22 protein-coding genes are annotated in these 21,731 nt (G+C 73.9%); 10 read left to right on the top strand and 12 right to left on the bottom strand.

Translation table 11 applies throughout. The features are described 5' to 3' along the window. The first annotated feature begins 78 nt into the window (after positions 1 to 78). Positions 79 to 687, top strand: coding sequence for a tRNA (guanosine(46)-N(7))-methyltransferase TrmB (locus tag ANAE109_RS20060; protein WP_012098720.1), 609 nt, complete (start codon positions 79 to 81; stop codon positions 685 to 687). 69 nt (positions 688 to 756) lie between these two features. Here ANAE109_RS20060 and ANAE109_RS20055 read toward each other — a convergent pair whose 3' ends face one another. After that, positions 757 to 1,449 (bottom strand): hypothetical protein, encoded by a 693-nt coding sequence (locus tag ANAE109_RS20055; protein ID WP_012098719.1) that lies wholly within the window; start codon positions 1,447 to 1,449, stop codon positions 757 to 759. 228 nt (positions 1,450 to 1,677) lie between these two features. Between ANAE109_RS20055 and ANAE109_RS20050 the strand changes: the two genes are divergently transcribed. The 3 genes from ANAE109_RS20050 (at position 1,678) to ANAE109_RS20040 (ending at position 5,335) form a co-directional block, all read left to right on the top strand. Further along, positions 1,678 to 2,103 carry a hypothetical protein gene (locus ANAE109_RS20050; protein ID WP_012098718.1) on the top strand — a complete coding sequence of 142 codons (426 nt, stop codon included), beginning with the start codon at positions 1,678 to 1,680 and terminating at the stop codon, positions 2,101 to 2,103. A gap of 38 nt (positions 2,104 to 2,141) precedes the next feature. Beyond that, the gene (gene alaS, locus ANAE109_RS20045; RefSeq protein WP_012098717.1) at positions 2,142 to 4,856 is read left to right on the top strand and encodes an alanine--tRNA ligase; all 2,715 of its coding nucleotides are present in this window, start codon (positions 2,142 to 2,144) and stop codon (positions 4,854 to 4,856) included. A 149-nt stretch (positions 4,857 to 5,005) separates the two neighbouring features. After that, the gene (locus ANAE109_RS20040; protein WP_234945190.1) at positions 5,006 to 5,335 is read left to right on the top strand and encodes a hypothetical protein; all 330 of its coding nucleotides are present in this window, start codon (positions 5,006 to 5,008) and stop codon (positions 5,333 to 5,335) included. Positions 5,336 to 5,358: 23 nt separating this feature from the next. On the opposite strand, the gene ANAE109_RS20035 is transcribed toward ANAE109_RS20040, so the two are convergent. The 3 genes from ANAE109_RS20035 to ANAE109_RS20025 all read right to left on the bottom strand — a co-directional run bounded on the left by ANAE109_RS20035 (position 5,359) and on the right by ANAE109_RS20025 (position 7,828). After that, entirely contained in the window at positions 5,359 to 6,345 is a 987-nt protein-coding gene (locus tag ANAE109_RS20035) for a hypothetical protein (RefSeq protein WP_012098715.1), read from the bottom strand. A gap of 110 nt (positions 6,346 to 6,455) precedes the next feature. Beyond that, positions 6,456 to 6,896, bottom strand: a complete 441-nt coding sequence (locus ANAE109_RS20030) for a hypothetical protein (protein ID WP_012098714.1) — start codon at positions 6,894 to 6,896, stop codon at positions 6,456 to 6,458. Between the two features lie 2 nt (positions 6,897 to 6,898). Further along, positions 6,899 to 7,828, bottom strand: coding sequence for a hypothetical protein (locus ANAE109_RS20025; RefSeq protein ID WP_012098713.1), 930 nt, complete (start codon positions 7,826 to 7,828; stop codon positions 6,899 to 6,901). A 127-nt stretch (positions 7,829 to 7,955) separates the two neighbouring features. On the opposite strand from ANAE109_RS20025, the gene ANAE109_RS20020 reads away from it, so the two are divergent. Next, on the top strand, positions 7,956 to 8,957 hold the full coding sequence (locus ANAE109_RS20020) for an alpha/beta hydrolase family protein (protein WP_012098712.1): 1,002 nt from the start codon (positions 7,956 to 7,958) through the stop codon (positions 8,955 to 8,957). A 170-nt stretch (positions 8,958 to 9,127) separates the two neighbouring features. Here ANAE109_RS20020 and ANAE109_RS20015 read toward each other — a convergent pair whose 3' ends face one another. Next, positions 9,128 to 9,526: a bacteriohemerythrin gene (locus ANAE109_RS20015; RefSeq protein WP_012098711.1), complete on the bottom strand. Its 399-nt coding sequence runs from the start codon at positions 9,524 to 9,526 to the stop codon at positions 9,128 to 9,130. Between the two features lie 81 nt (positions 9,527 to 9,607). Between ANAE109_RS20015 and ANAE109_RS20010 the strand changes: the two genes are divergently transcribed. From ANAE109_RS20010 to ANAE109_RS20000, 3 genes are all read left to right on the top strand, one after another. Further along, a complete protein-coding gene (locus ANAE109_RS20010; RefSeq protein ID WP_041448547.1) occupies positions 9,608 to 10,249 on the top strand; it encodes an HDIG domain-containing metalloprotein in 642 nt (213 codons plus the stop codon). Positions 10,250 to 10,318: 69 nt separating this feature from the next. Further along, positions 10,319 to 10,846, top strand: coding sequence for a hypothetical protein (locus tag ANAE109_RS20005; protein WP_012098709.1), 528 nt, complete (start codon positions 10,319 to 10,321; stop codon positions 10,844 to 10,846). 155 nt (positions 10,847 to 11,001) lie between these two features. Continuing rightward, entirely contained in the window at positions 11,002 to 11,526 is a 525-nt protein-coding gene (locus ANAE109_RS20000; protein ID WP_041448546.1) for a hypothetical protein, read from the top strand. A 94-nt stretch (positions 11,527 to 11,620) separates the two neighbouring features. Here the strand turns inward: ANAE109_RS20000 and ftsZ are convergent, their stop codons facing one another. From ftsZ to ANAE109_RS19980, 4 genes are all read right to left on the bottom strand, one after another. Next, positions 11,621 to 12,838, bottom strand: a complete 1,218-nt coding sequence (gene ftsZ / locus ANAE109_RS19995; RefSeq protein WP_012098707.1) for a cell division protein FtsZ — start codon at positions 12,836 to 12,838, stop codon at positions 11,621 to 11,623. Positions 12,839 to 12,857: 19 nt separating this feature from the next. Next, complete coding sequence (gene ftsA, locus ANAE109_RS19990; protein WP_012098706.1) at positions 12,858 to 14,087, bottom strand: cell division protein FtsA; 1,230 nt, start codon at positions 14,085 to 14,087, stop codon at positions 12,858 to 12,860. Positions 14,088 to 14,209: 122 nt separating this feature from the next. After that, the gene (locus ANAE109_RS19985) at positions 14,210 to 15,016 is read right to left on the bottom strand and encodes a cell division protein FtsQ/DivIB (RefSeq protein ID WP_234945189.1); all 807 of its coding nucleotides are present in this window, start codon (positions 15,014 to 15,016) and stop codon (positions 14,210 to 14,212) included. Between the two features lie 240 nt (positions 15,017 to 15,256). Next, entirely contained in the window at positions 15,257 to 17,353 is a 2,097-nt protein-coding gene (locus tag ANAE109_RS19980) for a multicopper oxidase family protein (protein ID WP_012098704.1), read from the bottom strand. A gap of 620 nt (positions 17,354 to 17,973) precedes the next feature. Between ANAE109_RS19980 and ANAE109_RS19975 the strand changes: the two genes are divergently transcribed. Next, the gene (locus ANAE109_RS19975; RefSeq protein WP_041448545.1) at positions 17,974 to 18,231 is read left to right on the top strand and encodes a hypothetical protein; all 258 of its coding nucleotides are present in this window, start codon (positions 17,974 to 17,976) and stop codon (positions 18,229 to 18,231) included. A gap of 13 nt (positions 18,232 to 18,244) precedes the next feature. Here ANAE109_RS19975 and ANAE109_RS19970 read toward each other — a convergent pair whose 3' ends face one another. Next, on the bottom strand, positions 18,245 to 18,745 hold the full coding sequence (locus ANAE109_RS19970) for a hypothetical protein (RefSeq protein ID WP_012098702.1): 501 nt from the start codon (positions 18,743 to 18,745) through the stop codon (positions 18,245 to 18,247). A 166-nt stretch (positions 18,746 to 18,911) separates the two neighbouring features. On the opposite strand from ANAE109_RS19970, the gene ANAE109_RS19965 reads away from it, so the two are divergent. Next, the gene (locus ANAE109_RS19965) at positions 18,912 to 19,772 is read left to right on the top strand and encodes a hypothetical protein (protein WP_012098701.1); all 861 of its coding nucleotides are present in this window, start codon (positions 18,912 to 18,914) and stop codon (positions 19,770 to 19,772) included. A gap of 9 nt (positions 19,773 to 19,781) precedes the next feature. Here ANAE109_RS19965 and ANAE109_RS19960 read toward each other — a convergent pair whose 3' ends face one another. Both ANAE109_RS19960 and murB read right to left on the bottom strand, forming a co-directional pair. Continuing rightward, positions 19,782 to 20,708, bottom strand: coding sequence for a D-alanine--D-alanine ligase (locus ANAE109_RS19960; RefSeq protein WP_012098700.1), 927 nt, complete (start codon positions 20,706 to 20,708; stop codon positions 19,782 to 19,784). Between the two features lie 66 nt (positions 20,709 to 20,774). Next, positions 20,775 to 21,731 (bottom strand): UDP-N-acetylmuramate dehydrogenase, encoded by a 957-nt coding sequence (gene murB / locus ANAE109_RS19955; protein WP_012098699.1) that lies wholly within the window; start codon positions 21,729 to 21,731, stop codon positions 20,775 to 20,777.

The raw sequence follows: 21,731 nt of genomic DNA, 5'->3' as shown, positions 1-21,731 counted from the left end.
CGAGGTCTCGCGGCGCGGCCCCCCCGCGGACGCCGCGGTGCTTGGCACGCGCGCCGGGCATGCTAAACAGGCGCGCCCATGATCTTCTCCGACGACGACGACGCTCCGCTCGCGCTCGACCTCGCGCCCGACTGGACGGCGCGCTTCGGCCCGCTCGCCGGGCGGCTCGAGCTCGAGATCGGCTGCGGCCACGGAGGGTTCGCGCTGGCGTTCGCGCGCGCGCACGCGGACCGCGCGCTCGTGGCGATCGAGCAGCGCCGGGCGTTCGCGCGCGACGTCGCCGCGAAGGCGGAGCGGCGCGGCCACGGGAACCTCGTGGTGATCCAGGGCGACGGCCGCATCCTCGCCCCCCGGCTGTTCCGCGCCGGCTCCCTCGCCGCCATCCACGTGCACTTCCCGGATCCGTGGTGGAAGCGGAGGCACGGGCGGCGGCGGCTGGTCGACGACCGCATGTCGTCGCTCCTGCTCGGGCTGCTCGCGCCCGGCGGGCTGCTGGACTTCCGCACCGACGTCGAGCGGTACGCGCGCGAGGCGGTGGTGCGGCTCGAGGCGGCGGGCTTCGCGAACGAGTGCGGCCCGGGGGCGTTCGCGGAGCGGCCGCCGGACGAGCTGCCCTCCACCCGCGAGAAGCGGTACCTCGAGACCGGCCAGCCGGTGTGGCGGCTGCGGCTGCGCCGGCCGGCGTGACCGGAGCGCCGGACGCGCGAGCGCCCCCGGCCCGAAGGCCGGAGGCGCGTCGCTGGTGATCGGCGCTCGCTACCGGCGCGTGCCGGTGTCGTAGCCGCTGTCCGTACCGCTGCCGCTCGTGCTGGTGCCGGTGTCCGCCGGGCTCGTGCCGGTCGTGCCGCTCTCGGGCGTGGTGCCCGCGCCGCTGCCGGTGCCGGTGGTGCCCATGTCGCCGTGGCCGCCCATGTGCGTGTCGCCCATGTGGCCCGTGCCGCCCATCATCTCGCCGGCCTCGATCTTCACCGCGACCTGCTTGCCGTCCTGCTCGTTGAAGCTCGCACGGATCGGCTGCCCTTCCCTGATGTCGGCGGAGCTGCCCTCGCGGCCGTCGACGGTGATGATCGTCTCGGGGACGATCTCGAGCGTCCGGCTGTCACCCATGTCCGACTGGATCGAGAGCGAGCGTCCCGACACGCTCTCCACCTTGCCCATCAACACCCGGTCGCTCGCGTGGCCCTTGAGGTCCGACGTTCCGCCCATCGTCCGATCGCCGGAGAGCGTCCCGTCGTCCGGGGTGGTCGTCGTGCCCGTCCGGCCCGGCGTGGTCGCCACGCGGCCGCCCTCGGCGTCGCTGCCGGCGGCGCCGGGCGAGCCCTCCCTGGTGGCCCCGGTCCCGGCCGGCGGAGCCGGCTCCTCGGTCCGGGCCGTGCGGCTGGACTGCGACGTCGAGCAGGCGATGCCGAATGCGAGCGGCAGCGCCAGCGCCATCTTGCGAATATCCATGCTCCTGTCCCCCTCCGCGCGAAATCGCGCTCGTCAGCGGCGGCGCCCCCGCCGGAAGGCGGAGCCGAACGGGCGAGAGTCTCGCCGCGCCGTCCCGACCCGAAATATGTGGACGCCGGGCGCGAGGAGCGGCCGCGCTGCGGGGCCGCCCGGACGAGCGCTGCCCCGGGAGGGCGCCGTCGCCTGGATCGCCCCGTCGGGCGCCGCGGGCGCGGCTATGCTTGCGCCATGACCCTCACCGTCCGGCTCGGCGCCGCCCTGCTCGTCCTCGTCACGCTCGCCTGCCGTCGCCCGGAGGGCCCCGCCGACCGGTACCGCGTCTTCGCGGCCGCGGCGCGGGCGGGCGACGCCGACACCGTGTGGAGCATGCTCTCCGAGCGCTCCCGCGAGCTGCTCGACGAGCGGGCGAAGGAGGTCGCGGCCCGGGCGGCGCCCGGCGTGCTCCCGGCGAGCGGACGCGAGCTCGTCCTCGGCGACCTCGCCCCGCGCGCCGAGCGGATCGCCTCGGCCACCGTGCTGCGCGAGTCGCGCGACGCGGCGGTGGTCGCCGTCCAGCTCGAGGGAGAGCGCGCCCCGCGCGAGGTGACGATGGTGCGCGAGGACGGGCGCTGGCGGGTGGTGCTCCCCGGCGCGGAGCGCTCCGGCGGCCGGTAGCCAGGGGCCGATCCCTCTGTTAAAAAGCGCTCTTCGCCATGAAAACCGCCGCCCAGATCCGCGAGCTCTTCCTGCGCTTCTTCGAGGAGAAGGCGCACCGCCGCGTGCCCAGCTCCTCCCTCGTCCCGCAGAACGACCCGACGCTCCTCTTCACGAACGCCGGGATGAACCAGTTCAAGGACGTGTTCACCGGTCGTGAGAAGCGCGACTACTCCCGGGCGACCACGGCGCAGAAGTGCGTCCGGGCCGGCGGCAAGCACAACGACCTCGAGAACGTCGGGTTCACCGCCCGCCACCACACGTTCTTCGAGATGCTCGGGAACTTCTCCTTCGGCGACTACTTCAAGAAGGAGGCGATCGCCTGGGCCTGGGAGCTCGTCACCTCCGAGCGCTGGCTCGCGATCTCGAAGGAGCGGCTCGCCGCCACCGTCTTCGCTGGGGAGGGGACCCTGCCCTGGGACGAGGAGGCGTACCGGCTCTGGGAGGCGCAGGGCGTGCCCCCCGAGCGGATCCACAAGCTCGGCGCGAAGGACAACTTCTGGGCCATGGGGGACACCGGGCCGTGCGGCCCGTGCTCGGAGCTCCACTTCTTCCAGGGGAACGACATCCCCTGCGCCGAGGAGAAGGCCGGCCGCACGTGCCAGGGCGTCGCCTGCGACTGCGACCGCTGGCTCGAGATCTGGAACCTCGTGTTCATGCAGTTCGAGCGCGGCGCCGACGGCGGGCTCACCCCGCTGCCGAAGCCCTCCATCGACACCGGCGCCGGCCTGGAGCGCATGGCGGCCGTCGTCCAGGGGAAGCGCTCCAACTACGACATCGACGCCTTCCAGAGCATCATCCGCGCCATCGAGAAGCTCGCCGGGAAGCGCTACGGCGCGACGGACGCGGACGACGACGTCTCGATGCGCGTCATCGCCGACCACGCGCGCGCCACCACCTTCCTCGTGGGCGACGGCGTCCTCCCGGCGAACGAGGGGCGCGGCTACGTGCTGCGCCGGATCATGCGCCGCGCCATCCGCCACGGGAAGCGGCTCGGCCTCGAGAGGCCGTTCCTCGCGGACGTCTGCGAGGCGGTGATGGAGGAGATGGGCGGCGCCTACCCGGAGACGCGCGAGAACCGCGCGTTCATCGTCAAGGTCGCGGGGCAGGAGGAGGAGTCCTTCCGGCGCACGCTCGACAAGGGGCTCGCCATCCTCGAGACCGAGATGCGCAAGGCGATCCCGCCGGAGACGCACCTCGGCAAGCCCGCCACCCCGCCGCCTTCGGCGCCCCGGCCGGTGATCGACGGCAAGCTCGCCTTCCAGCTCTACGACACGTTCGGCTTCCCGCTCGACCTCACCCGCGTCATCGCGGCGGAGCGCGGCTTCGACGTGGACGAGCAGGGCTTCGACCGGAACATGGCCGAGCAGCGCGCCCGCTCCGAGTGGAAGGGCTCCGGCGAGCAGGCCGTCGGCGATCTCCACAAGCAGATCGCGAGCGAGCTCGGCGAGACCCGCTTCCTCGGGTACGAGGCGCCGACCGCCCGCGCCGAGGTGAAGGCGCTCCTCGCGAACGGCGCGCGCGCCGCGAAGGCCGCGCGGGGCGACAAGGTGGAGGTGGTCACCGCGGCGACGCCCTTCTACGGGGAGTCCGGCGGCCAGGTCGGCGATCAGGGGTCGATCGCCGCGCCGGGCGGGCGCGTGCGCGTGGAGGACACCCGCCGGCCGGTGCCCGGCCTCGTCACGCACGTCGGCGTGGTGGAGGAGGGTGAGCTCGCGGTCGGAGATCTGGTCGAGCTCGCCGTCGACGACCGGCGCCGCGACCTCATCCGCGCGAACCACTCGGCGACGCACCTGCTCCAGCTCGCGCTGCGCGAGACGCTCGGCGACCACGTGAAGCAGGCCGGCTCGATCGTGGCCCCGGACTACCTGCGCTTCGACTTCTCCCACTTCCAGCCGCTCTCCGAGGAGGAGCTGAACGCCATCGAGCGGCGGGTGAACGAGCTCGTGCGCGAGAACGCCGAGACGGAGACCGCCGTCCTCAAGCTCGAGGACGCGCGCCAGTCCGGCGCCATGATGATCTTCGGCGAGAAGTACGGCGACGTCGTGCGCGTCGTCCGCCTCGGACCCTCCAAGGAGCTCTGCGGCGGCACGCACGTGCGGCGGACCGGGGACATCGCCTTCTTCAAGATCGGCAGCGAGGAGTCGATCGCCGCGGGCGTGCGCCGCATCGTCGCGTACACGGGGCCGCAGGCGATCGAGCTGTCGCAGCGGGAGGCCGACGAGCTCCGCCGCGCGGCGGCGCTCTTCAAGGCGGGCGCCTTCGAGGTCGCGCAGAAGATCGAGCAGACCCAGAAGCGCGTGAAGGACCTCGAGCGCGCGCTGGACGAGGCGAAGGGCAAGATCGCCTCCGCGCAGTCCGGCGATCTCGCCGCCCAGGCGCGGGACGTGAAGGGCGCGAAGGTCCTCGCGGTCCGCGTGCAGGGCGACGGCAAGAGCCTGCGCGAGCTGGCCGACAAGCTCCGCGACCGGCTCGGCACGGGCGTCGTCGCGCTCGGGGCGGAGCAGGACGGCAAGGCGATCCTGCTCGTCGCCGTCACGAAGGACCTCACCGCCCGGCTCAAGGCGGGGGAGCTCGTGAAGGAGGCCGCGAAGCTCGTCGGGGGCTCGGGCGGCGGCAAGCCGGACCTGGCGCAGGCGGGCGGCTCGGATCCCGCCGGCCTGGAGAAGGCGCTCGCCAAGGTGCAGGAGCTCGCGGTCGCCGCGCTGGGGTGAGCGACGCCCCCGGGGGAACCCCGGACCGCGTTCGGGTGGTGTCAAGAGGACGGGTGGCGTTGACCGCGCCCGCGCCGGACGCCTACGATCCCGCCCACACGATGGCCCCGGTCCCCCGCTCGCGTCCGCAGCGCCGACGTTCACGAATCGTGGACATCGCGCGCGCGCGCGAGGCGCGGCGCCTGCGCGACTTCCAGGCCCGCTGCCGCACCGTCGCCGAGGTGAACCGCGGCGCGCTCGGTCGCCTCTTCCAGACCGGCCTCATCTTCACCCGGCAGGGCGCGCGGCTCGGCCGCGACCTGCTCCTCGCGCACCAGCACCTCTTGCGGGTGTCGGAGCTGCTCTCCCGGATCGGCGAGCTGCCGGATCCGGGGGGCGACGGCGACGCGGCCGCGCTGTACGAGGAGGCGCAGGCGCTCCTCGCCCGCACCACCGAGCTCGCCGCCCGCTGCAGCGTCGTGCTCGCGCGCGGGAGCTGACCGCCGCAGGCCGGGGGCGGGGCTCAGCGCCCCGTCGGCTCCGAGGCCACGAACGTGAGCGACCCGAGGCCGCCGTGGACCCACACGTCGCGGCCGGTGACGCGCTCCGCGACCGGAAACGCGTCGACGAACCAGCCGGCCTCGACGCGCACCGCCACGTTCGACAGGCGGCCGAGGAGGAGCCCGGCGATCGCGCGCGGCTGGAGCCCGTGGCCGGCGACGTCGCCGAAGCGGGTGATCGCGTAGGCGAGGCCGAGGCCGGCGTACGGCGCCACGTTGCCCCTCGAGAACGGCTTGTACACGCCGATGGCGAGCGCGAGGGCGCGGTCGGGATCCGGCCGCCAGGCGTCGAGGTTCGAGGTGACCCCCTCCAGCGTCACGTCGGCGAGCCAGTCGCGCGCGTCGTAATGCCAGACGAGGCCGACGCCGGACGCGCTCCCCGCGCGCGCCGCCGGGTCGGGGCGGTGGACCGGAACGAGCGAGCCGATCTTCATCCCGTACGCCATCCAGGCGGTCATCTTGCGCAGCGGCCGCTCCTCCCTGGCCGTCACCGTGTCGATGCGGGCGAGCTCGGCGGCCCGGCCGCGGCGGGCGAGGCCGGCCGCGAGGCGATCGAGGGCGGGATCGAGATCGTCCACGCCGAGCGCGCCGAGCTGATCGGTGTGGACGACGGCGCCGTCGGGCGCGTACGCGGCCACGCGGACGATCGCGGTCTCGCCGAGCCGGGCGACGTGGACGGCGACGGCGAGCGCCGCGCCCGTCGCGCGCGCCGCGGCGCCGGCGTCGGCGGGCGAGGCCTCCGCCCCCGCGGCGGGGCCGCCCGCGCGCACCACCACGAACCGGCCGGTCGCCTCGAGGTGGGCGCGCAGCACGTCGCCGGCGGCGGCGAGCTGACCGTCGGTGACGTTGGAGCCCGTCGCGGGGAGGAGCGCCACGGTGGCGGGGGGCGCGCCGCGCGCCTGCGGCGCGGCGAGGAGCGCGAGGACGGTGAGGAGGGGGAGGGGGCGCACGCGGGCTCCGGCGGGGTCGGGGTCGGGGTCTCTCGACTTCGCGTCTCCGCTGCGCGGAGGCGCTACGCTCGGGATGACCGGTCCCGAGCGGTCGAGGTCGGGGGTCGTTCCTACTTCGCTCCCCCCGTCTCGCCGCCCCACCCCGCAGGCGCCGCGAGCCAGGGATCGCCGGGCACGTCCTCGTCCCAGCTCGCCCTGGGCGGCGCGGGCGGGAGGGCGACGTGGATCTCCTCGGGGTAGACCCAGCACAGCAGGAGGCACGCGCCCATCGTGTAGAACCCCATCACCAGCGAGCCGGGAGTGAACCGGCGCGAGACGACCGAGCGGGTGCGCCGCCCGTCGCGCGCGATGACGAGGAGCTGGCCGTCGTGAGGTGGGCCGAGCGCCCAGACGCGGGCGCCGCCCCGGAGCGGGCGGCCGTCGAGCCAGATGACCGCGTCCGGCTCCGGGGTGGTGACCCTGCTCGTGAAGCGCGTGTGCCCGCAGCCGGTCGCGGTGAGCGAGACCGCGAGCGCGGCGGCGGAGAGGAGGCTGCGCGCCTGCCGGGCCACGATCAGTGCCCCAGCCCGACGGAGAGGATGGCGCCGTGCGGGACGCGCCCGGTCGTGCCCGCCGCCTCCTCGCGGAAGGCGCCGACGACGTAGCCGGCCTCGACCCGCACCTGCACCGTCGAGAGCCGTCCGAAGAGCGCGCCGACGGCGCCGCGGAACGCGAGCCCCTGCGCGCCCGCGCCCCCCGTATCGATCCATGTGTAGGCGAGGCCGCCACCGGCGTAGGGCGCGAGGTTGGCACGCGAGAACGGGTAGTAGAACCCGAGCCCGAGCGCGACGAGCCGGTTACCGTCGCCGCCGTTCAGGTCGAAGGAGACGTCGGCGAGGAACGTCCGCGCGTCGTAGAGCCAGAACAATCCCCCGCCGGCGGCGCCGCGCGCGAGCTCGGCGCCGTCCGCGCGGTTCAGGAGGAAGGCGCTCCCGAGTCGCAGCCCGAACACCTGGGTCGCGACCTGCTTCAGGTAGGGTTCCGCCTCGCGCTCGGTGACGGAGTCGATCTCCGCGAGGAGGCGCGCGGGTCTGCGCTCCGCGAGCCCGGCCGCGAGCCGGCGCAGGACCGGATCGAGGTCGTTCGGGCCGGAGGCGGACAGCTCGTCGAGGTGGGCCGCGGTGCCGTCCGGGTGGAAGGCCGCGAGCCGCACGCTCGCGAGCGTGCCCAGGCGCGAGACTCGCAGCGTCACCCCGAGCGAGGCCCCGGCCCCGGCCGCCGCCGCTCCCGCCTGCGCGGGCGTGGCCTCTGCGTTCGCGAGCTCGGGTGCCGAGACGCGGACGACCGAGAACCCGGCGCGCTCCAGGTGCGAGCGGAGGAGGTCGGTCGCGGCCGCGAGATGTCCGGCGTGCACGTTGGCGCCGGTCGCGGGGAGCAGCGCGACGGCGTCCGGGCGCGCCGCGGCGGGAGCGAGGAGGAAGGCCGCGAGGAGGAGGAGGCGCATGTGGAGTCGGCGGGCTCGAGGGGACCCTAGTGTGACACGGCGGGGCGACCGCTGCGCCTTTCGCGGCGCGGGCTCGGCGTCCGCAAATGTGTGGAACGTGCCTCGGGGCCGGGGTACGCCTGCGGGCATGCACGGTTCGCTCGTGGAGCTCGAGGTCGAGTCCGGTGCGCTGGCGGGCAACCCGCTCGGCGACCCGGCGCGGCGCCTCGTCCTCGCCTACCTCCCGCCCGGCCACGGGGCGGCGCCGCTCCCGGCGGTCTACTTCCTCCACGGGTTCACCGGAAGCGCGCGCGGCTGGACCAACGCGTCCGTGTTCGCGCCCACCGTTCCGGAGCGGCTCGACGCGCTGATCGCCTCGGGGGCGATCCCGCCCGTGGTGGGCGTGTTCCCGGACGGGATGACCGCGCTCGGCGGGACGCAGTGGACGAACGCACCCGCCGTCGGCGGCTACCAGGACTACGTCGCGGAGGACGTCGTCGCCCACGTCGATCGCGCGCTCGGCACGATCCCGCGGCGGGAGGCCCGGGCGGTGGTGGGGAAGAGCTCGGGCGGCTACGGCGCGCTGGCGATGGGGCGCGACCGCCCGGACGTCTTCGCGCACCTGGCCTGCCACGCCGGCGACGCCTACTTCGAGTACTGCTACCTGCCCGATCTGCCGAAGGCGGCCGGGGCGCTCGCGGGGGCGCCCGACGCGGCGGCCTGGCTCGCGGCCGCGAAGCGGCGCGCGGCGGAGACGAAGCTCGGCGGCGGCGACCACCCGGTGCTGAACGTCCTCGCCATGGCGGCGCACTACGCGCCCGACCCGGGCGCGCCGCTGGGGCTCGCGCTGCCCTTCGAGCTGCCCTCGGGGCGCGTCCGCGAGGAGGTGTGGGCGCGCTGGCTCGAGCACGATCCCGTCCGGTTCGTGCCCCGCGCGCTCGACGCGTACCGGCGCCTCGCGAGCGTGTTCGTGGACTGCGGCACGCGCGACGAGTACCACCTGCGCTGGGGCGCCCGGATGGTCGTGGACGCCCTGCGCCGCGGCGGGATCGAGGTCGTCCACGAGGAGTTCGAGGACGGGCACATGGGCATCAACTACCGGTTCGACGCCTCCCTGCGCTTCCTCGCGCCGCGCCTCGCGCGCCGGTGACCCGCCGAAAGACGACGAGGATCCGCGGCGCAGCCCCGTTCGCCGAGCGAAGCGAGCCGCCGGGGCGCCGCTGCCGGCGGCGAAGCCGCCCGCGGCGGCGCACGGGACCCGGCGAGCAGGGGTGGGGCCCCGACGAGCTCCGCTCGGCGGGGCGGGGGCGCAGCCCCCGTTCAAACCGTCGCGAGGTGCCGCCCGAGCGCGACGTCCTCGCCGCCGACGTGGTCGGTGAGCCACACGACGATCCAGTTGCGCGCCCGCAGGCGCAGGAAGGCGCTCGGGCCGCGCTCCGCGTGCTCCCGCGAGAGCGCCTCCAGCCGCTCGACGAAGGTCCGGTGGATCGCGCGGTGCGCCTCGAGCCGCGGGTAGTCGGCCTCCCGCATGAGCCGCTCCTCGCACTCGAAGTGCACGAGGGCGTACTCGCGCAGGAACCCGAACGTCGCCTCGATCTCCAGGCGATCGCCCCGGCCGAGCGCGTCGTCGAACCCCCCGAGCCGCGCGAACAGCTCGCGGTGCTGCTGGTCGATCTCGGGGACCCCGATCTGCATGCTGCGGGTGAAGCTCACCGTCATCCGGCGCCTCCGTGGTGGCGAGGATAGCGCGGGGCAGGGCGGGGGCGAGTGCGCGGAACGTCGCGGCGCTATCATCCCACCATGTACGTCCCCCGACGCGCCGCCGCCTGGTCGCTGCTCTGCGAGTTCACGAAGACCCAGCCGCTGCGCCGGCACGCCCTCGCGGTCGAGGCCTCGATGCGGGCGCTCGCGCGGCGGGCCGGCGTGACGGCGGCGGACGAGCTGGAGACGTGGGGCGTCGTCGGCCTGCTGCACGACTTCGACTACGAGCGCTGGCCCACCGAGGCCGACCACGTCTTCCGCGGCATGGAGATCCTGCGCGAGCGCGGCTGGCCGGAGCCGGTCGTGAAGGCGGTGGGCGCGCACGCGTTCTACACGAGGGTCCCGCGCGAGACACCGATGGAGCGGGCGATCGTCGCGGCGGACGAGCTGACCGGGTTCGTCGGCGCGTGCGCGCTCGTGCGCCCGTCGAGGAGCGTCGTCGATCTGCCGCCCGAGTCGGTGGTGAAGAAGATGAAGGACAAGGCGTTCGCGCGCTCGGTGGATCGCGAGTACATCCGGAGGGGCGCCGAGGAGGTCGGGATGCCGCTCGCCGAGCTCGTCGCGCTCGTCATCCGCGCGCAGATCCCCCTCGCCGCCCGGCTCGGGATCGGCGGCGCGCCCGCGCCCGATCTCCCGGACGAGCCCGTCCCACCCGAGCCGCCGGAGGCCGTCGAAGGGTAGGGCAGGGCCGCCGGCCGCGCCGGGGGCGGGCGTCGCGCCGCCGCGGGTGGCGATCGCTACCTTCGAGACATGTCCAGATCGGCGCTCGCCTTCCTCGTCGCCGCCATCGCCTGCGGCGGCCTCGACGACGTGGATTTCACGCGCTCTGCCAGGTTCACGATCCCGGGGAGCCCCTCCGGCGGGACCGGCGGGACGATCGGCGGGCTCGCCACGGTGGATCTCGGCGGAGAGGACGCGCTCCGCGACCAGGGGATCGATCCGGACGACATCGACTCGGCTCGCCCTCGCAGCCTGCGCGTGCAGGTGCTGCAGGGCGCGAGCCTGGAGACCTGGCTGGACGAGGTCGTCCTGCGCGCGCGCGCCGAGGGGCTCCCCGACGTCGTCGTCGCCGAGAAGCGCGGCATCCGCGCGATGCCCGCCGGGACCCGCGTACTGGAGCTCGACGTACGGCGCGACGTCGACCTGAAGCCGTACCTCACGGGGACCGCGCCGACGCTCGGCGTCGAGGCAGCCGGCATTCCCCCGGTCGAGGACACCACCGCAGAGATCACCGCTACGATCCGGGTGGACGTGAACGTGAGCGGGCTGCTGGACTGACCTGGTCGAACCGGTCGACGGGGCGGCTCCGGTCGGGGTCGGCCCGTTCGTCTCTTCGTCCGACGGCCACGGCGGCGGACGAGACCCTTCGAGGCGCGCTCCTGCCTCCGGGCGGGCGGCTGCCCGCCCGCGCATCCCGTTGGCACCGTGCGCTCATGCGTGGCGCATTCATCGGCCTGCTCCTGGCGGCGGCCGCCGGCTGCGGCCGCCTCGACGAGGTCGACGTCACGCGCTCGGCGATCGTCTCGGTCCCGGGGGACCCCGCGGGTGGGCCGCCCCGCACGGTGAGCGGCTTCCGCGCCGCGCCGCGGATCGAGGACACGCTGCGCGAGGAGGGGCTCGAGCGAGGCGACATCGACTCCGCGCGCGTGGTGCAGCTGCGCGTCGAGCTCCGCGCGGGGGCGAGCTTCGAGCGGTGGCTCGACGACGTGGTCGTGATCGTCCGGGCGGACGGGCTCCCGGACGTGGTGATCGCCGAGGGGCACGACGTGGCGAGCGCGCCGGCGGGCACCCGCGTGGTCGAGCTCGAGGTGAGTGGCGTGGATCTCGACCGGTACCTGCTCGGCGGCAACCCCATGCTCGGCGTCGAGGGGACGGGAACGCCGCCTCCGGAGGACACGATCCTCCAGATCACCGGAACGGTCCGCGTGGACGTGGACGTCAGCGACTACCTGTTCTGATGGGAGCACGGGCTCCGCCCGCGCGACGAACCCCCGGAACGACCGCGGCCGCCCCGGAGGGCGGCCGCGGCGCTGCGCACGCCGAAGGCGGCGGCTACGAGTCCCGCCCGCCGCGGCGAAGGAACGCGGGGATGTCGTACTGGTCCTCCTCGAGCGGCTTGTAGATGGCCGGCTCGCGGCGGATGGAGACCGGCGTCCGCACCACCGCCTTGGCCGGCGCGGCGACCGGCGCGTTGGTGAGCCGGACGGGGTCCTTCTTCGCCTCGATGACCGGGACGGGCGGCGGGATCGCCTTCGTCACCGCCGCGGCGACGGGCACCTGCGCCTGCACCGGCCCCCGGGCGGCGGGCTTGAGGTCGCGCTGCTGGAACCCCGTCGCGATCACGGTGATCTTCACCTCGTCGCCGAGGTGCTCGTTGATGACCGACCCGAAGATGATGTTCGCGTCGGGGTCGGCGGCGGCCTGCGCCATCGAGACCGCCTCGTTCACCTCGAACAGCGTGAGGTTCGGGCCGCCGCTGATGTTCACGAGCAGCCCGGTGGCGCCGTCGAGGGTGACGTCCTCGAGCAGCGGCGAGTTGATGGCGGCCTGCATGGCCTCCACCGCGCGGCGCTCGCCGGAGGAGCGGCCGGTGCCCATGAGCGCCATCCCCTGCTCGCTCATGATCGTGCGGACGTCGGCGAAGTCGACGTTCACGAGGCCGTGGACCGTGATGAGGTCGGAGATGCCCTGCACCGCGTGGAGCAGCACCTCGTCGGCGCGCTTGAACGCGTCGGCGAGCGACATGTTCTCGCCCGCGACCGAGAGGAGCCGCTGGTTCGGGATGACGATGAGCGTGTCGACCGCGGCCTTCAGCTCCGCGAGCCCCTGCTCGGCCTGCTTGCGCCGCTTGTTGCCCTCGAAGAGGAACGGCTTCGTCACCACGCCGACGGTGAGCGCGCCGGTGGACTTGGCGATGTCCGCGACCACCGGGGCGCCGCCGGTGCCGGTGCCGCCGCCCATGCCGGCGGTGACGAACACCATGTCGGCGCCCTCCAGCGCCGCGGCGATCTGGTCGCGCTCCTCGAGCGCGGCGGTGCGGCCCACCTCCGGGTTCGCGCCCGCCCCCAGCCCGCGCGAGGCGCTGCGGCCGAGCTGGATCTTGACGCTCGCCCGGTTGGCGGCGAGCGCCTGCACGTCGGTGTTGGCCGCGATGAACTCCACGCCCTCGAGGCGCCCCGCGACCATCGTGTTGATGGCGTTGCCGCCGCCGCCCCCGACGCCGATCACCTTGATCCGCGCGCCGTCCTGCTTGTCCGTGTACTCGATCATTGGCAGGCTCCCCGCGGGTCTAGAAGATCTCCCCGAGCCACTCCTTCATCCGGTTCTTCACCTTCCGGTAGACGTTCTCCTCGCGGATCTTGAAGTACGGGGAGAGGTCCTGCTGCTGGGCGCCGTAGATGACGAGCCCCACCGCCGTGGCGTACATCGGGCTCTTCACCACGTCGACGAGGCCGCCGATGCCGCGCGGCATCCCCTTGCGCACCGGCATCCCCAGCACCTCCTCGGCCATCTCGGTCATGCCGGCGAGGAGCGTCGATCCGCCGGTGATGACCACGCCGGAGGCGAGGATCTCCTCCATCCCGCACTTCTGCAGCTCGTGCTGGACGAGCATGAAGATCTCCTCGACGCGCGGCTCCACGATCTCGGCGAGGATGTGGCGCGAGAGGACGCGCGGCTGGCCGCCGCCCACGCTCGGCACCTCGATGGTCTCCGACTTGTCGACCATCGATCCCATCGCGCAGCCGTACTGCTTCTTGATCCGCTCCGCCTCGTGCGTGGGGGTGCGCAGCCCGACCGCCACGTCGTTCGTGAGGTGGTTGCCGCCGAGGGAGATGACGGCGGTGTGCTGGATCGACCCGTTGTGGAAGACGGCGATGTCGGTCGTGCCGCCGCCGATGTCCACCAGGCAGACGCCGAGCTCCTTCTCGTCCTCGGAGAGGGTCGCGAGGGACGACGCGAGCGGCTGCAGGACGATGTCGGCCACGTTGAGGCCGGTGCGCTGCGCGCACTTCACGATGTTCTGCGCGGACGACACCGCGCCGGTGACGATGAGCGCCTTCGCCTCCAGGCGCACGCCGCTCATCCCGACCGGCTCCTTCACGCCGTCCTGGTCGTCGACGACGTACTCCTGCGGCAGGACGTGGATCACCTCGCGGTCGAGCGGGATCGCGACGGCCTTCGCCTGGTCGATGACGCGGTCCACGTCCTGCTGGCGGACCTCCTTGTCCTTGACGGCGACGACGCCGTGGGAGGGGAACGCCTTGATGTGGCCGCCGGCGATGCCGGTGTAGACGGTGCTGATCTCGCAGCCGGCCATGTGCTCGGCCTCCTCGATCGAGCGCTTGATCGAGGCGACGGTGGCGTCGATGTTGACGACCACGCCCTTGCGCAGGCCCTTCGACGGGTGCGAGCCGATGCCGATGATGTCGATGCCGTCGTCGGTCACCTCGCCGACGATGGCGCAGATCTTCGTCGTGCCGATGTCCAGGCCGACGAGGATGTCCCCGGGTTTCGCCATGACCACCTCCGGGCGAGTTGGCGCCGTCGCGCTTCGCCCACCTGCGGCCCTCTCGGACCGCCACCACCACCCCGCGCCGAGCCGACCGTCGGACTCGCCGCGGACCCGCGTCCTTCCCTGCGCTACGGGGCCGCCTGCTCAGGCGGCCTCGAGCGCGATACCCGCACGGCCACCCAGTCCGGGCGCCTGCGATTGTCGAGGTGCAGCACCTCCGCGCGCTGCCCCTCGGCGTCGACCGCCGCGAGGACGCGCTCCAGCCGCGCCAGCTTCTCCGGCAGGTCTCCCTGCCCGAGCCGGACCTCGACGCCCTCGTCCCCCGCCCAGAGGATCGTCCCGTAGTCCGGGTCGAGGTGGATCTCCGAGATCGGCGCGCGGCGATCGAGGCCGCGCTCCGCCCACCGGTCGAGGAGCGCGAGCGCGCCCACGAGGAGCGGCTCGACCTCGGCGCGATGCTCGACCCAGTCCTCGCGCCCGACGCCCGTCACCACCGGCAGGTCCAGCCCGTCTCCGGGCGTCGCCCGCTTGAACACCTCGCCGCGCTCGTCCACCAGGTAGAGCGAGCCCAGATCCACCAGCGCCCGCGCCCGCCGCTCGACGACCGAGACCTCCAAGGCGGCCGGCAGCCGGCGCCGCACCTCGGCCGACGCGATCCACGGGTGCCGGCGCAGCGCGGCCGCCACGGCCTCGGGATCGACCGCGAGCAGGTGGTCGCCGGCGGCCACCGGCGACAGCTCGAGCAGCTCCTCCGCCGTCGCGCGGGAGAGGCCGTCGAAGCGGATCTCGCCGATCCGCAGGAGGCCGCCCGACACCGTGACCCGCCAGACGCCCCAGCCCGCGACCGCGAGGCAAGAGGCGAGGACCACGAACGGAAAGGCGAAGCGGAGGGCCGCCGCGAGCTTGCGCCGCCGCTCCCCCGGAACCCTGTCCACGCGTCGCCGGTTCGGACCCCGCGCCACCGCCACTCCCCAGCGCCCGGCCGCGGCGCCCTCTCGGAGACCGCCGCGCTTCCGGGCGGTATCGCCCGATGCTGGAGGATGGCAGACGGCCGAGGGGGCGCAAGTTTTCGGCGGCGGCGGCTCGCTCGGGAACGCGATCGGGCAGGAGGGCCGAAGAACGGAACGGGGGGCGCGCGCCCCCCGCTCCCGAGCGCTCATGGCGCGCGGCGCCGGCTACGGCGCGCAGCTGAATGCAGGGTCGGTGGGGTCCGTGACGCAGTACGGCCGCATCATCTCGTTGTCCTCGTGAGACAGGATGTGGCAGTGCCACACGTACAGCCCCGGGATGTCGAAGAAGGCCCGGACGCGGGTGATCTGTCCGGGGTTCATGATGGCGGTATCCTTGCCGCCCGCCTCCCAGGGGTTCGCCGGCACCGGGACCGCGTTCTTGGGGACGAACGCGAACGGGTCCGGTGGACAGATCGCCCCCGGGGTACCGGCGTTGCAGGCCGCAACCGCCGCGTCCCATGCGGCCAGATCGATCGGCGTTCGATCCATGACCACGAACTGCACCTGGTGCAGGTGGATGGGGTGCGAGTCCACCGTGCGGTTCACGATCTGCCACACCTCGGTCGACCCGACCGGCGGAGCCTCGGTGACGGGAGCCATCCAGGGCAGCGGGCCCATCGCGTCGCCGAGCTGCGCGGCGATGGGGCCGCCGAAGCGTGGGACCCCGCTCACGATCTCGTTGAGCGTGAGGGTGCGAGCCGTGCCGTTCGCGGCCGGCCCGCCGAACGGATCCGGCGGCTGGTTGAGGACGAGCTTTCCGGCGGGCGGGACGGGATCGACGAAGTTGGCGGATTTCAGCGCGACGTCGAAGCGCATCACCTGGCCGGTGGTGGCGGGATCCGCCTGCGCCCCCACGGGGACCGGGCCGCCGCCCCATGGCATGTCGGGTCCGACGTTCTGAAGGATGAGGCGCTGCCCGGCATAAGGACCGAAGTCGACGATGGTGTCGTACCGCTCGCCCGGGCCGATGACCAGCTGGGTGACGGTCGCCACCTTGCCGGGGAGGAAGCCGCCATCGTTGCCGATGATGGAGATCCTGAGGCCGTTCGGCCGCCCGGCGGCGTCGGCGAACCGGAGGATGAGGAAGCGGGAGTCGCTGCCGTTGAGGAACCGCACCCGGTAGCGGCGCGCCTCGGTGACGTGGAACGGCCAGGTCCGGCCGTTCACCACCATGGTGTTCCCGAAGAACTCCGGGTTCCAGGTCGGCGCGACGTCGCTGAGCGGATAGTACGGCCCGGCGAAGCCGTCGAAGAACCGGCGGGTGGTGGCGTAGAACAGCGAGCCATCCGCGTTGAAGGAGCGGTCCTGGATGGCGAGGGGGATCTCGTACGGGGCGCCGGGGATCCGGGTCAACGACGTGTTGAAGCCCGACGAGTTCGTCCCGGCGATGAGGTCTTCCTCGTACGCGTCACGGAGGAAGTAGAAGCCCGCCATGCCCGTGTAGACGTTCGTCCGGGTCATGCCGAGCGAGTGGTCGTGGTACCAGAGCGTCGTCCCGCGCTGGTCGTTGCGGTACGTGTAGGTGGCGGTTCCGTCCCACGTCCAGCTGGCGGGGAAGTTCGAGCCGACGGTCGCGTAGCCCTCGGGGATGTTGCGCGCGGCCGGCAGGTACCAGGCCTCCGGGTACCCATCGACGTCGGGGTCGATGTGGCCGCCGTGCAGGTGCGTGACGATGGGCGCGGGACCGGTGTACGGCAGCGGGCTCTGCCCGGTGCAGTCCGGACCGGGCGGCGGGTCCATGCCGGGCATCTCCGGCCTGCAATCCTTCGGTGGGTTCGCCCAGTGCAGCGTCTGGTCGACCGGGAGGAAGTACGGGACGAACTCGCAGCTGGGATCCGTCGAGGGCGTGGAGGACGCCCTGCACGCGACCGGATCCTTCACGAGCTCGTTACGCCACCTCACCGTCGTCGGCTCGCCCTGCCGAGCCATGATGGTGAAGGCGGGATAGTGGAAGCTGCCGCCCTCGGCGACCGTCCCAGGGTGGGAGGTGGAGCCGTATCCCCAGACCCTCGTCATGCCGAACCCTGGCGGAAGCACCTGCTGCTGGAACTCCCGGACGGCGATGTCGTAGGTGTTCTCCCCCACGGCCGGCATCGCGGGGGGCACCACGAGCGGCTGCACGTACTTCGGGATGATCAGGGGATTCAGAGACCCTCCCGGCAGCGGCGCTGCGAAAGCATCCGGCACGAGCGGGCCGATCGCGAGCGCGGCCACGGCCGCGACCAGGGGTTTCCAGCTGGGGGTGCTGCGGTGGTGCGCCATTCGAGGGTCCTCCTTCTGCTGCGAGCTGCCCGTCGTGACCGCCGAGGTGTCACCGAAGCTCGTCGTGCCGCGGAGCGACCTCGTGCGGCGAACCCGCACGGAGCGTCCGTGTAGAGCGATCACGGTCTGAGGGTGAAGCGAGACGTACGGTACGCGCTGCGATCGGCGCAGCGCATCGTCCCGCTCGGGCGACGGCGCGCCACGCGGACGGTCGCCGTCATGGCGCACGAAACCGCGGCACTCACGTCGGGTGAAACGCGCCGCCGGCGACGTCGGCGTGCGGACTCGGGTTCTCCACGCCGACCGGGAAATCGACACGCGCGCGACGGCGGGCCGTGGCCCCCGGCCTGGCCCGCGAGTTGCCGCATTTGCGAGCAGTGAACGCCCCAACCGAACTTCACGGTTCGTGACGAGGAGGATTGACGGAGACGATCGACCCCGCAATCGGCGATTGCGCGGAGCAGCGCGCGTGCGGGCGTCACGTGAGCGCGGGACCGCGGCGCGGGCGTGGTGAGCGCGTGCGGAGCGCGGGACCTCGTCTCAGCGTCGCGCCCGCCGGCCCGCCGAGGGGCCGGGCGACCGCGCTCCCTCCTTGGCGCGACCCCACGGCCCGTGGTCTCATGCGCGCCGTGTTCCTCCCCGAGGAAGCCGCCGCCGCCGTCGAGGCGCTGCGGCGCACCGGCCAGAACGTGCGGTTCGAGATCAAGAAGGCCTGCGAGCAGGAGCGCTGGCGGCTCAAGGCGCTCTACGACGTCGTCGACGAGGCGGGCGCTCCGCCGCGCACGGTCCACCTCGGCCTCCTCTGGGCCGACGACCGCGCCGCGGTGAGCGAGCTGCGCGACCGGCTGGAGCGCGGCGAGAGCGGGCGGGCGCCGTAGCGCCCGTCCCACGTCACGCGATCGCGTCCGCGCTGGGAGGCGCGGTGCGGCGGCGGACGAGCGCGAGGTAGGACAGCGCCGCGAGCTTCCCGGCGCTCATCGTGGCGTAGCTCGCCCAGCTCCACGGGATGCCGAGCGCGAACGCGATCCCGGCGAGGAACGCGCCGGTATCGAGCGCGACCCCGGCGAGCTGCGACCAGACCACGCGCGCCCGGAACGATCCGCGCACCTTCGTGAAGACGAGCTGGTCGGCGAGCTCCGCGGCGAAGAAGGCGCCGCCGGACACCAGCGCGAGGCGCGGGTTGAAGGCGGCCGTGATGAAGGCGCCAGCGAGCGACGCGAGCCAGACCTTGCCGCCGATCTCCTGCTGCGCGAAGTCCCGCAGGATGAAGGTGGCGCCCACGAACAGCGTCGCGAACGAGAACACGCCGCCCCACGGCGGGCTGATCGGGGGGAACACGACGAACGCGGCGTTCACCGCGACGATCGACAGGACGTAGAGGACGGTTCGCACGGTGCCTTCGGGGGAAGCGGGGCAGAGGTATAGCCGGAAATCCCGTCCGGCGCGCCCCGGCCGGCCCGCGGTCCGCGGCGGGGGCGCCCACCGGCGGTGCATCCACTCGCGGCGACGCGACGGGGGCCTCCCGCGGGCGGGCGGCCGATCCGCAACGTCTTGAGTCGTGCTCGGTAGATCGCTCCTGCTCGCGTCCACGCTCGTAGCCACCGCGGCCGCCGCGCAGGAGCCGGGCTCGGCCGACTGGCCGCTCGTGCCCGGGCTCATGGGGTACAACGCGCTGCCGGTGCTCCCGAACGCCGACCCGGTCGTCGGCTCGCTCGGCGAGCTCGAGCTCGGCGGCGCGGCGCAGGCCTCCGGGCTGGAGGCGCGCGACCACGCGGCGACCCCCTACGTCCGGCTCATGGTCCCCTTCCGCGAGACGGCGGCGCTGGAGCTGGACGCGATCCTGGTCGAGATCTGGCGGACGTCGGCGGAGACGCAGCAGCGGCTCGCGGCGCTCCACCGGGCGGGCGGCACCTCGGGGGACATCCGGTTCGGCGCACGCTTCCTCCTGTTCCGGGAGCGGCGCCTCCCCGCGGTGGGGCTGAGGCTCACGGTCAAGTCGACGACGGGCAAGGGGCTGACGTCGCGGCGCTTCACGAACGCGCCCGGGTACGCCATCGACGTGCTCTTCGGCAAGGAGGCGGGGGAGCTCGCCGGGACGCAGGTGCGAGCGCTGGCGCGCGTCGGGTTCCTCGCCTGGCAATTCGCGCAGGACCGCCAGGACGACGCCCTGGGCTACGGCCTCGGCCTCCGCGCCACGCGCGCCAGCGGGCTCGGCCTGGAGCTCGACTGGCGGGGCTACCTGGGGTGGCGCTTCGCCGATCGCCCGAGCGTGCTCGGCCTCACCGGCGTCCTGCCGATGCCCGCGGGCGAGCTGAAGGCGACGCTGAACGCGGGGCTGAACCGCGACGCGCCGCCGATGGAGGTGCGGGTCGGCTGGGTGGGCCGGTTCGAGCTGCCCGAGGCGCTGCGCGGGGAGTGAGGCCGGGCCCTACGCCTTGAGGGCCGCGCCGTCGAGGATCCGCTCGCAGAGCTCGGGGAACGCGAGGCCGAGCCCCGCCGCGATCTTCGGCACGAGCGAGGTGGCGGTCATGCCGGGCAGCGTGTTCACCTCGAGGATGAACGGCGTCCCGTCGGGCGCGACGATGAAGTCCACCCGCGTCACCCCGCTGCAGCCGAGCCCGCGGTGTGCCGCCTCGGCCGCCGCCATGACGCGGCTCGCGTGGGCCTCGGGGATGCGCGCCGGGTAGTAGTACCTGGTGGTCCCCGCGGTGTACTTGGCGGCGTAGTCGTAGAACTCGTTCGCGGGGGCGATCTCGATGGCGCCGAGCGCCTTCCCTTCGAGCACCGCGACGTTCACCTCGGTCCCCTTCACGTAGCGCTCGACCACGACGTCGCCCTTGTAGCGCGCCGCCTCGCGGCAGGCGTCGGCGAGCCGCGCCGCGTCCTTCACGATCTGGACGCCCACCGAGGAGCCCTCGCCCGCGGGCTTCACGACGCACGGGACGCCGAACGGCAGGTCGCGGAGGTCGATCTCGGCGGCGCGCGCCGGCGGGAAGGCGCGGTACTCGATGACGTCGAGCCCGAGCGCCTTGAAGATCGCCTTCGAGACCGTCTTGTCCATGCCCATGGCGGACGCGGTGACGCCCGAGCCGGTGTAGGGGATGCCCATGCACTCGAGGAGCCCCTGCACGCAGCCGTCCTCGCCCCAGCGGCCGTGCAGCGCGACGAAGGCCACGTCGACGCGGAGCTCGCGCAGCCGCGCCGGGAGCTCGGCGTCCACGTCCACGAGGGTGACGTCGTGCCCCCTCGCGCGGAGCGCGTCGGCGCAGGCCGCGCCGGTGCGGAGCGAGACCTCGCGCTCCGAGGAGCGACCGCCGTACAGCACCGCGACCTTCTTGCCGGTCCACTTGCCCATGTGCGTCTCCTGGTCCGCCCCTTGTTACCCGGTTCCGCGCCCGATCTTCAATCGGGCGCCGCGAATCTACGCGCGCAGCCCCTCGAGATCCTCTGCATGGAACTCGCCCACGAGCCGGACCTCCGTCTCGAGCGAGATCCCGAACCGCTGCTTCACCCGCGTCCGCGCGAGCCGCATGAGCGCGAGCACGTCGCGCGCGGTCGCGCCCCCCAGGTTGGAGACGAAGTTCGCGTGGACGTCCGACCACGTGGCCCCGCCGACACGGTGCCCCTTCAGGCCCACCGCCTCGACGAGGCGTCCGGCGAAGTCGCCGGGCGGGTTCGTGAAGGTCGAGCCGAACGTGGGCCGATCGAGGGGCTGCGTGCGGCGGCGGCCGTCGCGATCCGCCTGCATGATCCGCTCGCTCTCGGCGACGTCCCCGGGCCGGAGCGTGAGCTGGACGCGCGTGATCACCGCGCCCGCGGGCAGGCGGCAGGTGCGGTAGGCGAAGCCGAGCGACGCCGCGGGCACGAAGCCCGCGCCGTCGGCCGTGGCGAGCTCCACCGCGGACACGACGTCCTTCATCTCGCCGATCTTCGTCCCCGCGTTCATGGCCACCGCGCCGCCGAGGGTGCCGGGGATCCCCGCCACGAACTCGATCCCGACGAGCCCCGCCGCGTGAGCGCGGACCCAGAGCCGGCTGGTGGGCGCGCCGGCCCCGAGCACGAGGCGTTCCCCGTCCCGCGCCTCCTCGCCGAACCCCTGCGGCAGCCGCAGGACGACCCCCCGCACGCCGGCGTCGGCGACGAGCGTGTTCGCGCCGCCGCCCAGGATGGTGAGCGGCACCGAGAGCTCGCGCACGGCGCGCAGCAGCGCGGCGAGCGCGCCGGGATCGGCCGGGCGCACCAGCAGGTCCGCCGGTCCGCCGACGCGCACCGCCGTGCGCGGCGCGAGCGGCGCGTCGCGCAGGACCTCGCCGCGCACGCGGCGCTCGATCTCGGCGCGCCAGTCGGCGTCGCCCGGCCCGCGGAGCGCGCCCGCCAC

The organism is Anaeromyxobacter sp. Fw109-5 (genome assembly GCF_000017505.1).
Lineage (GTDB): Bacteria > Myxococcota > Myxococcia > Myxococcales > Anaeromyxobacteraceae > Anaeromyxobacter.
The sequence above is the reverse complement of the archived record's forward strand: the minus strand, read 5'-3'. Positions and strand labels throughout refer to the sequence as shown.

What these genes read in the sequence shown, in the direction of transcription:
- ANAE109_RS20010 (WP_041448547.1), top strand. Translation starts at nt 9,608, where the DNA reads ATGTACGTCCCCCGACGCGCCGCCGCCTGGTCGCTGCTCTGCGAGTTC.
- ANAE109_RS19975 (WP_041448545.1), top strand. Translation starts at nt 17,974, where the DNA reads ATGCGCGCCGTGTTCCTCCCCGAGGAAGCCGCCGCCGCCGTCGAGGCG.
- ANAE109_RS20050 (WP_012098718.1), top strand. Translation starts at nt 1,678, where the DNA reads ATGACCCTCACCGTCCGGCTCGGCGCCGCCCTGCTCGTCCTCGTCACG.
- ANAE109_RS20055 (WP_012098719.1), bottom strand. Translation starts at nt 1,449, where the DNA reads ATGGATATTCGCAAGATGGCGCTGGCGCTGCCGCTCGCATTCGGCATC.
- ftsZ (WP_012098707.1), bottom strand. Translation starts at nt 12,838, where the DNA reads ATGATCGAGTACACGGACAAGCAGGACGGCGCGCGGATCAAGGTGATC.
- ANAE109_RS20060 (WP_012098720.1), top strand. Translation starts at nt 79, where the DNA reads ATGATCTTCTCCGACGACGACGACGCTCCGCTCGCGCTCGACCTCGCG.
- ftsA (WP_012098706.1), bottom strand. Translation starts at nt 14,087, where the DNA reads ATGGCGAAACCCGGGGACATCCTCGTCGGCCTGGACATCGGCACGACG.
- ANAE109_RS19960 (WP_012098700.1), bottom strand. Translation starts at nt 20,708, where the DNA reads ATGGGCAAGTGGACCGGCAAGAAGGTCGCGGTGCTGTACGGCGGTCGC.
- ANAE109_RS20000 (WP_041448546.1), top strand. Translation starts at nt 11,002, where the DNA reads ATGCGTGGCGCATTCATCGGCCTGCTCCTGGCGGCGGCCGCCGGCTGC.
- ANAE109_RS19980 (WP_012098704.1), bottom strand. Translation starts at nt 17,353, where the DNA reads ATGGCGCACCACCGCAGCACCCCCAGCTGGAAACCCCTGGTCGCGGCC.
- ANAE109_RS20015 (WP_012098711.1), bottom strand. Translation starts at nt 9,526, where the DNA reads ATGACGGTGAGCTTCACCCGCAGCATGCAGATCGGGGTCCCCGAGATC.
- ANAE109_RS20005 (WP_012098709.1), top strand. Translation starts at nt 10,319, where the DNA reads ATGTCCAGATCGGCGCTCGCCTTCCTCGTCGCCGCCATCGCCTGCGGC.
- ANAE109_RS20025 (WP_012098713.1), bottom strand. Translation starts at nt 7,828, where the DNA reads ATGCGCCTCCTCCTCCTCGCGGCCTTCCTCCTCGCTCCCGCCGCGGCG.
- ANAE109_RS20020 (WP_012098712.1), top strand. Translation starts at nt 7,956, where the DNA reads ATGCACGGTTCGCTCGTGGAGCTCGAGGTCGAGTCCGGTGCGCTGGCG.
- alaS (WP_012098717.1), top strand. Translation starts at nt 2,142, where the DNA reads ATGAAAACCGCCGCCCAGATCCGCGAGCTCTTCCTGCGCTTCTTCGAG.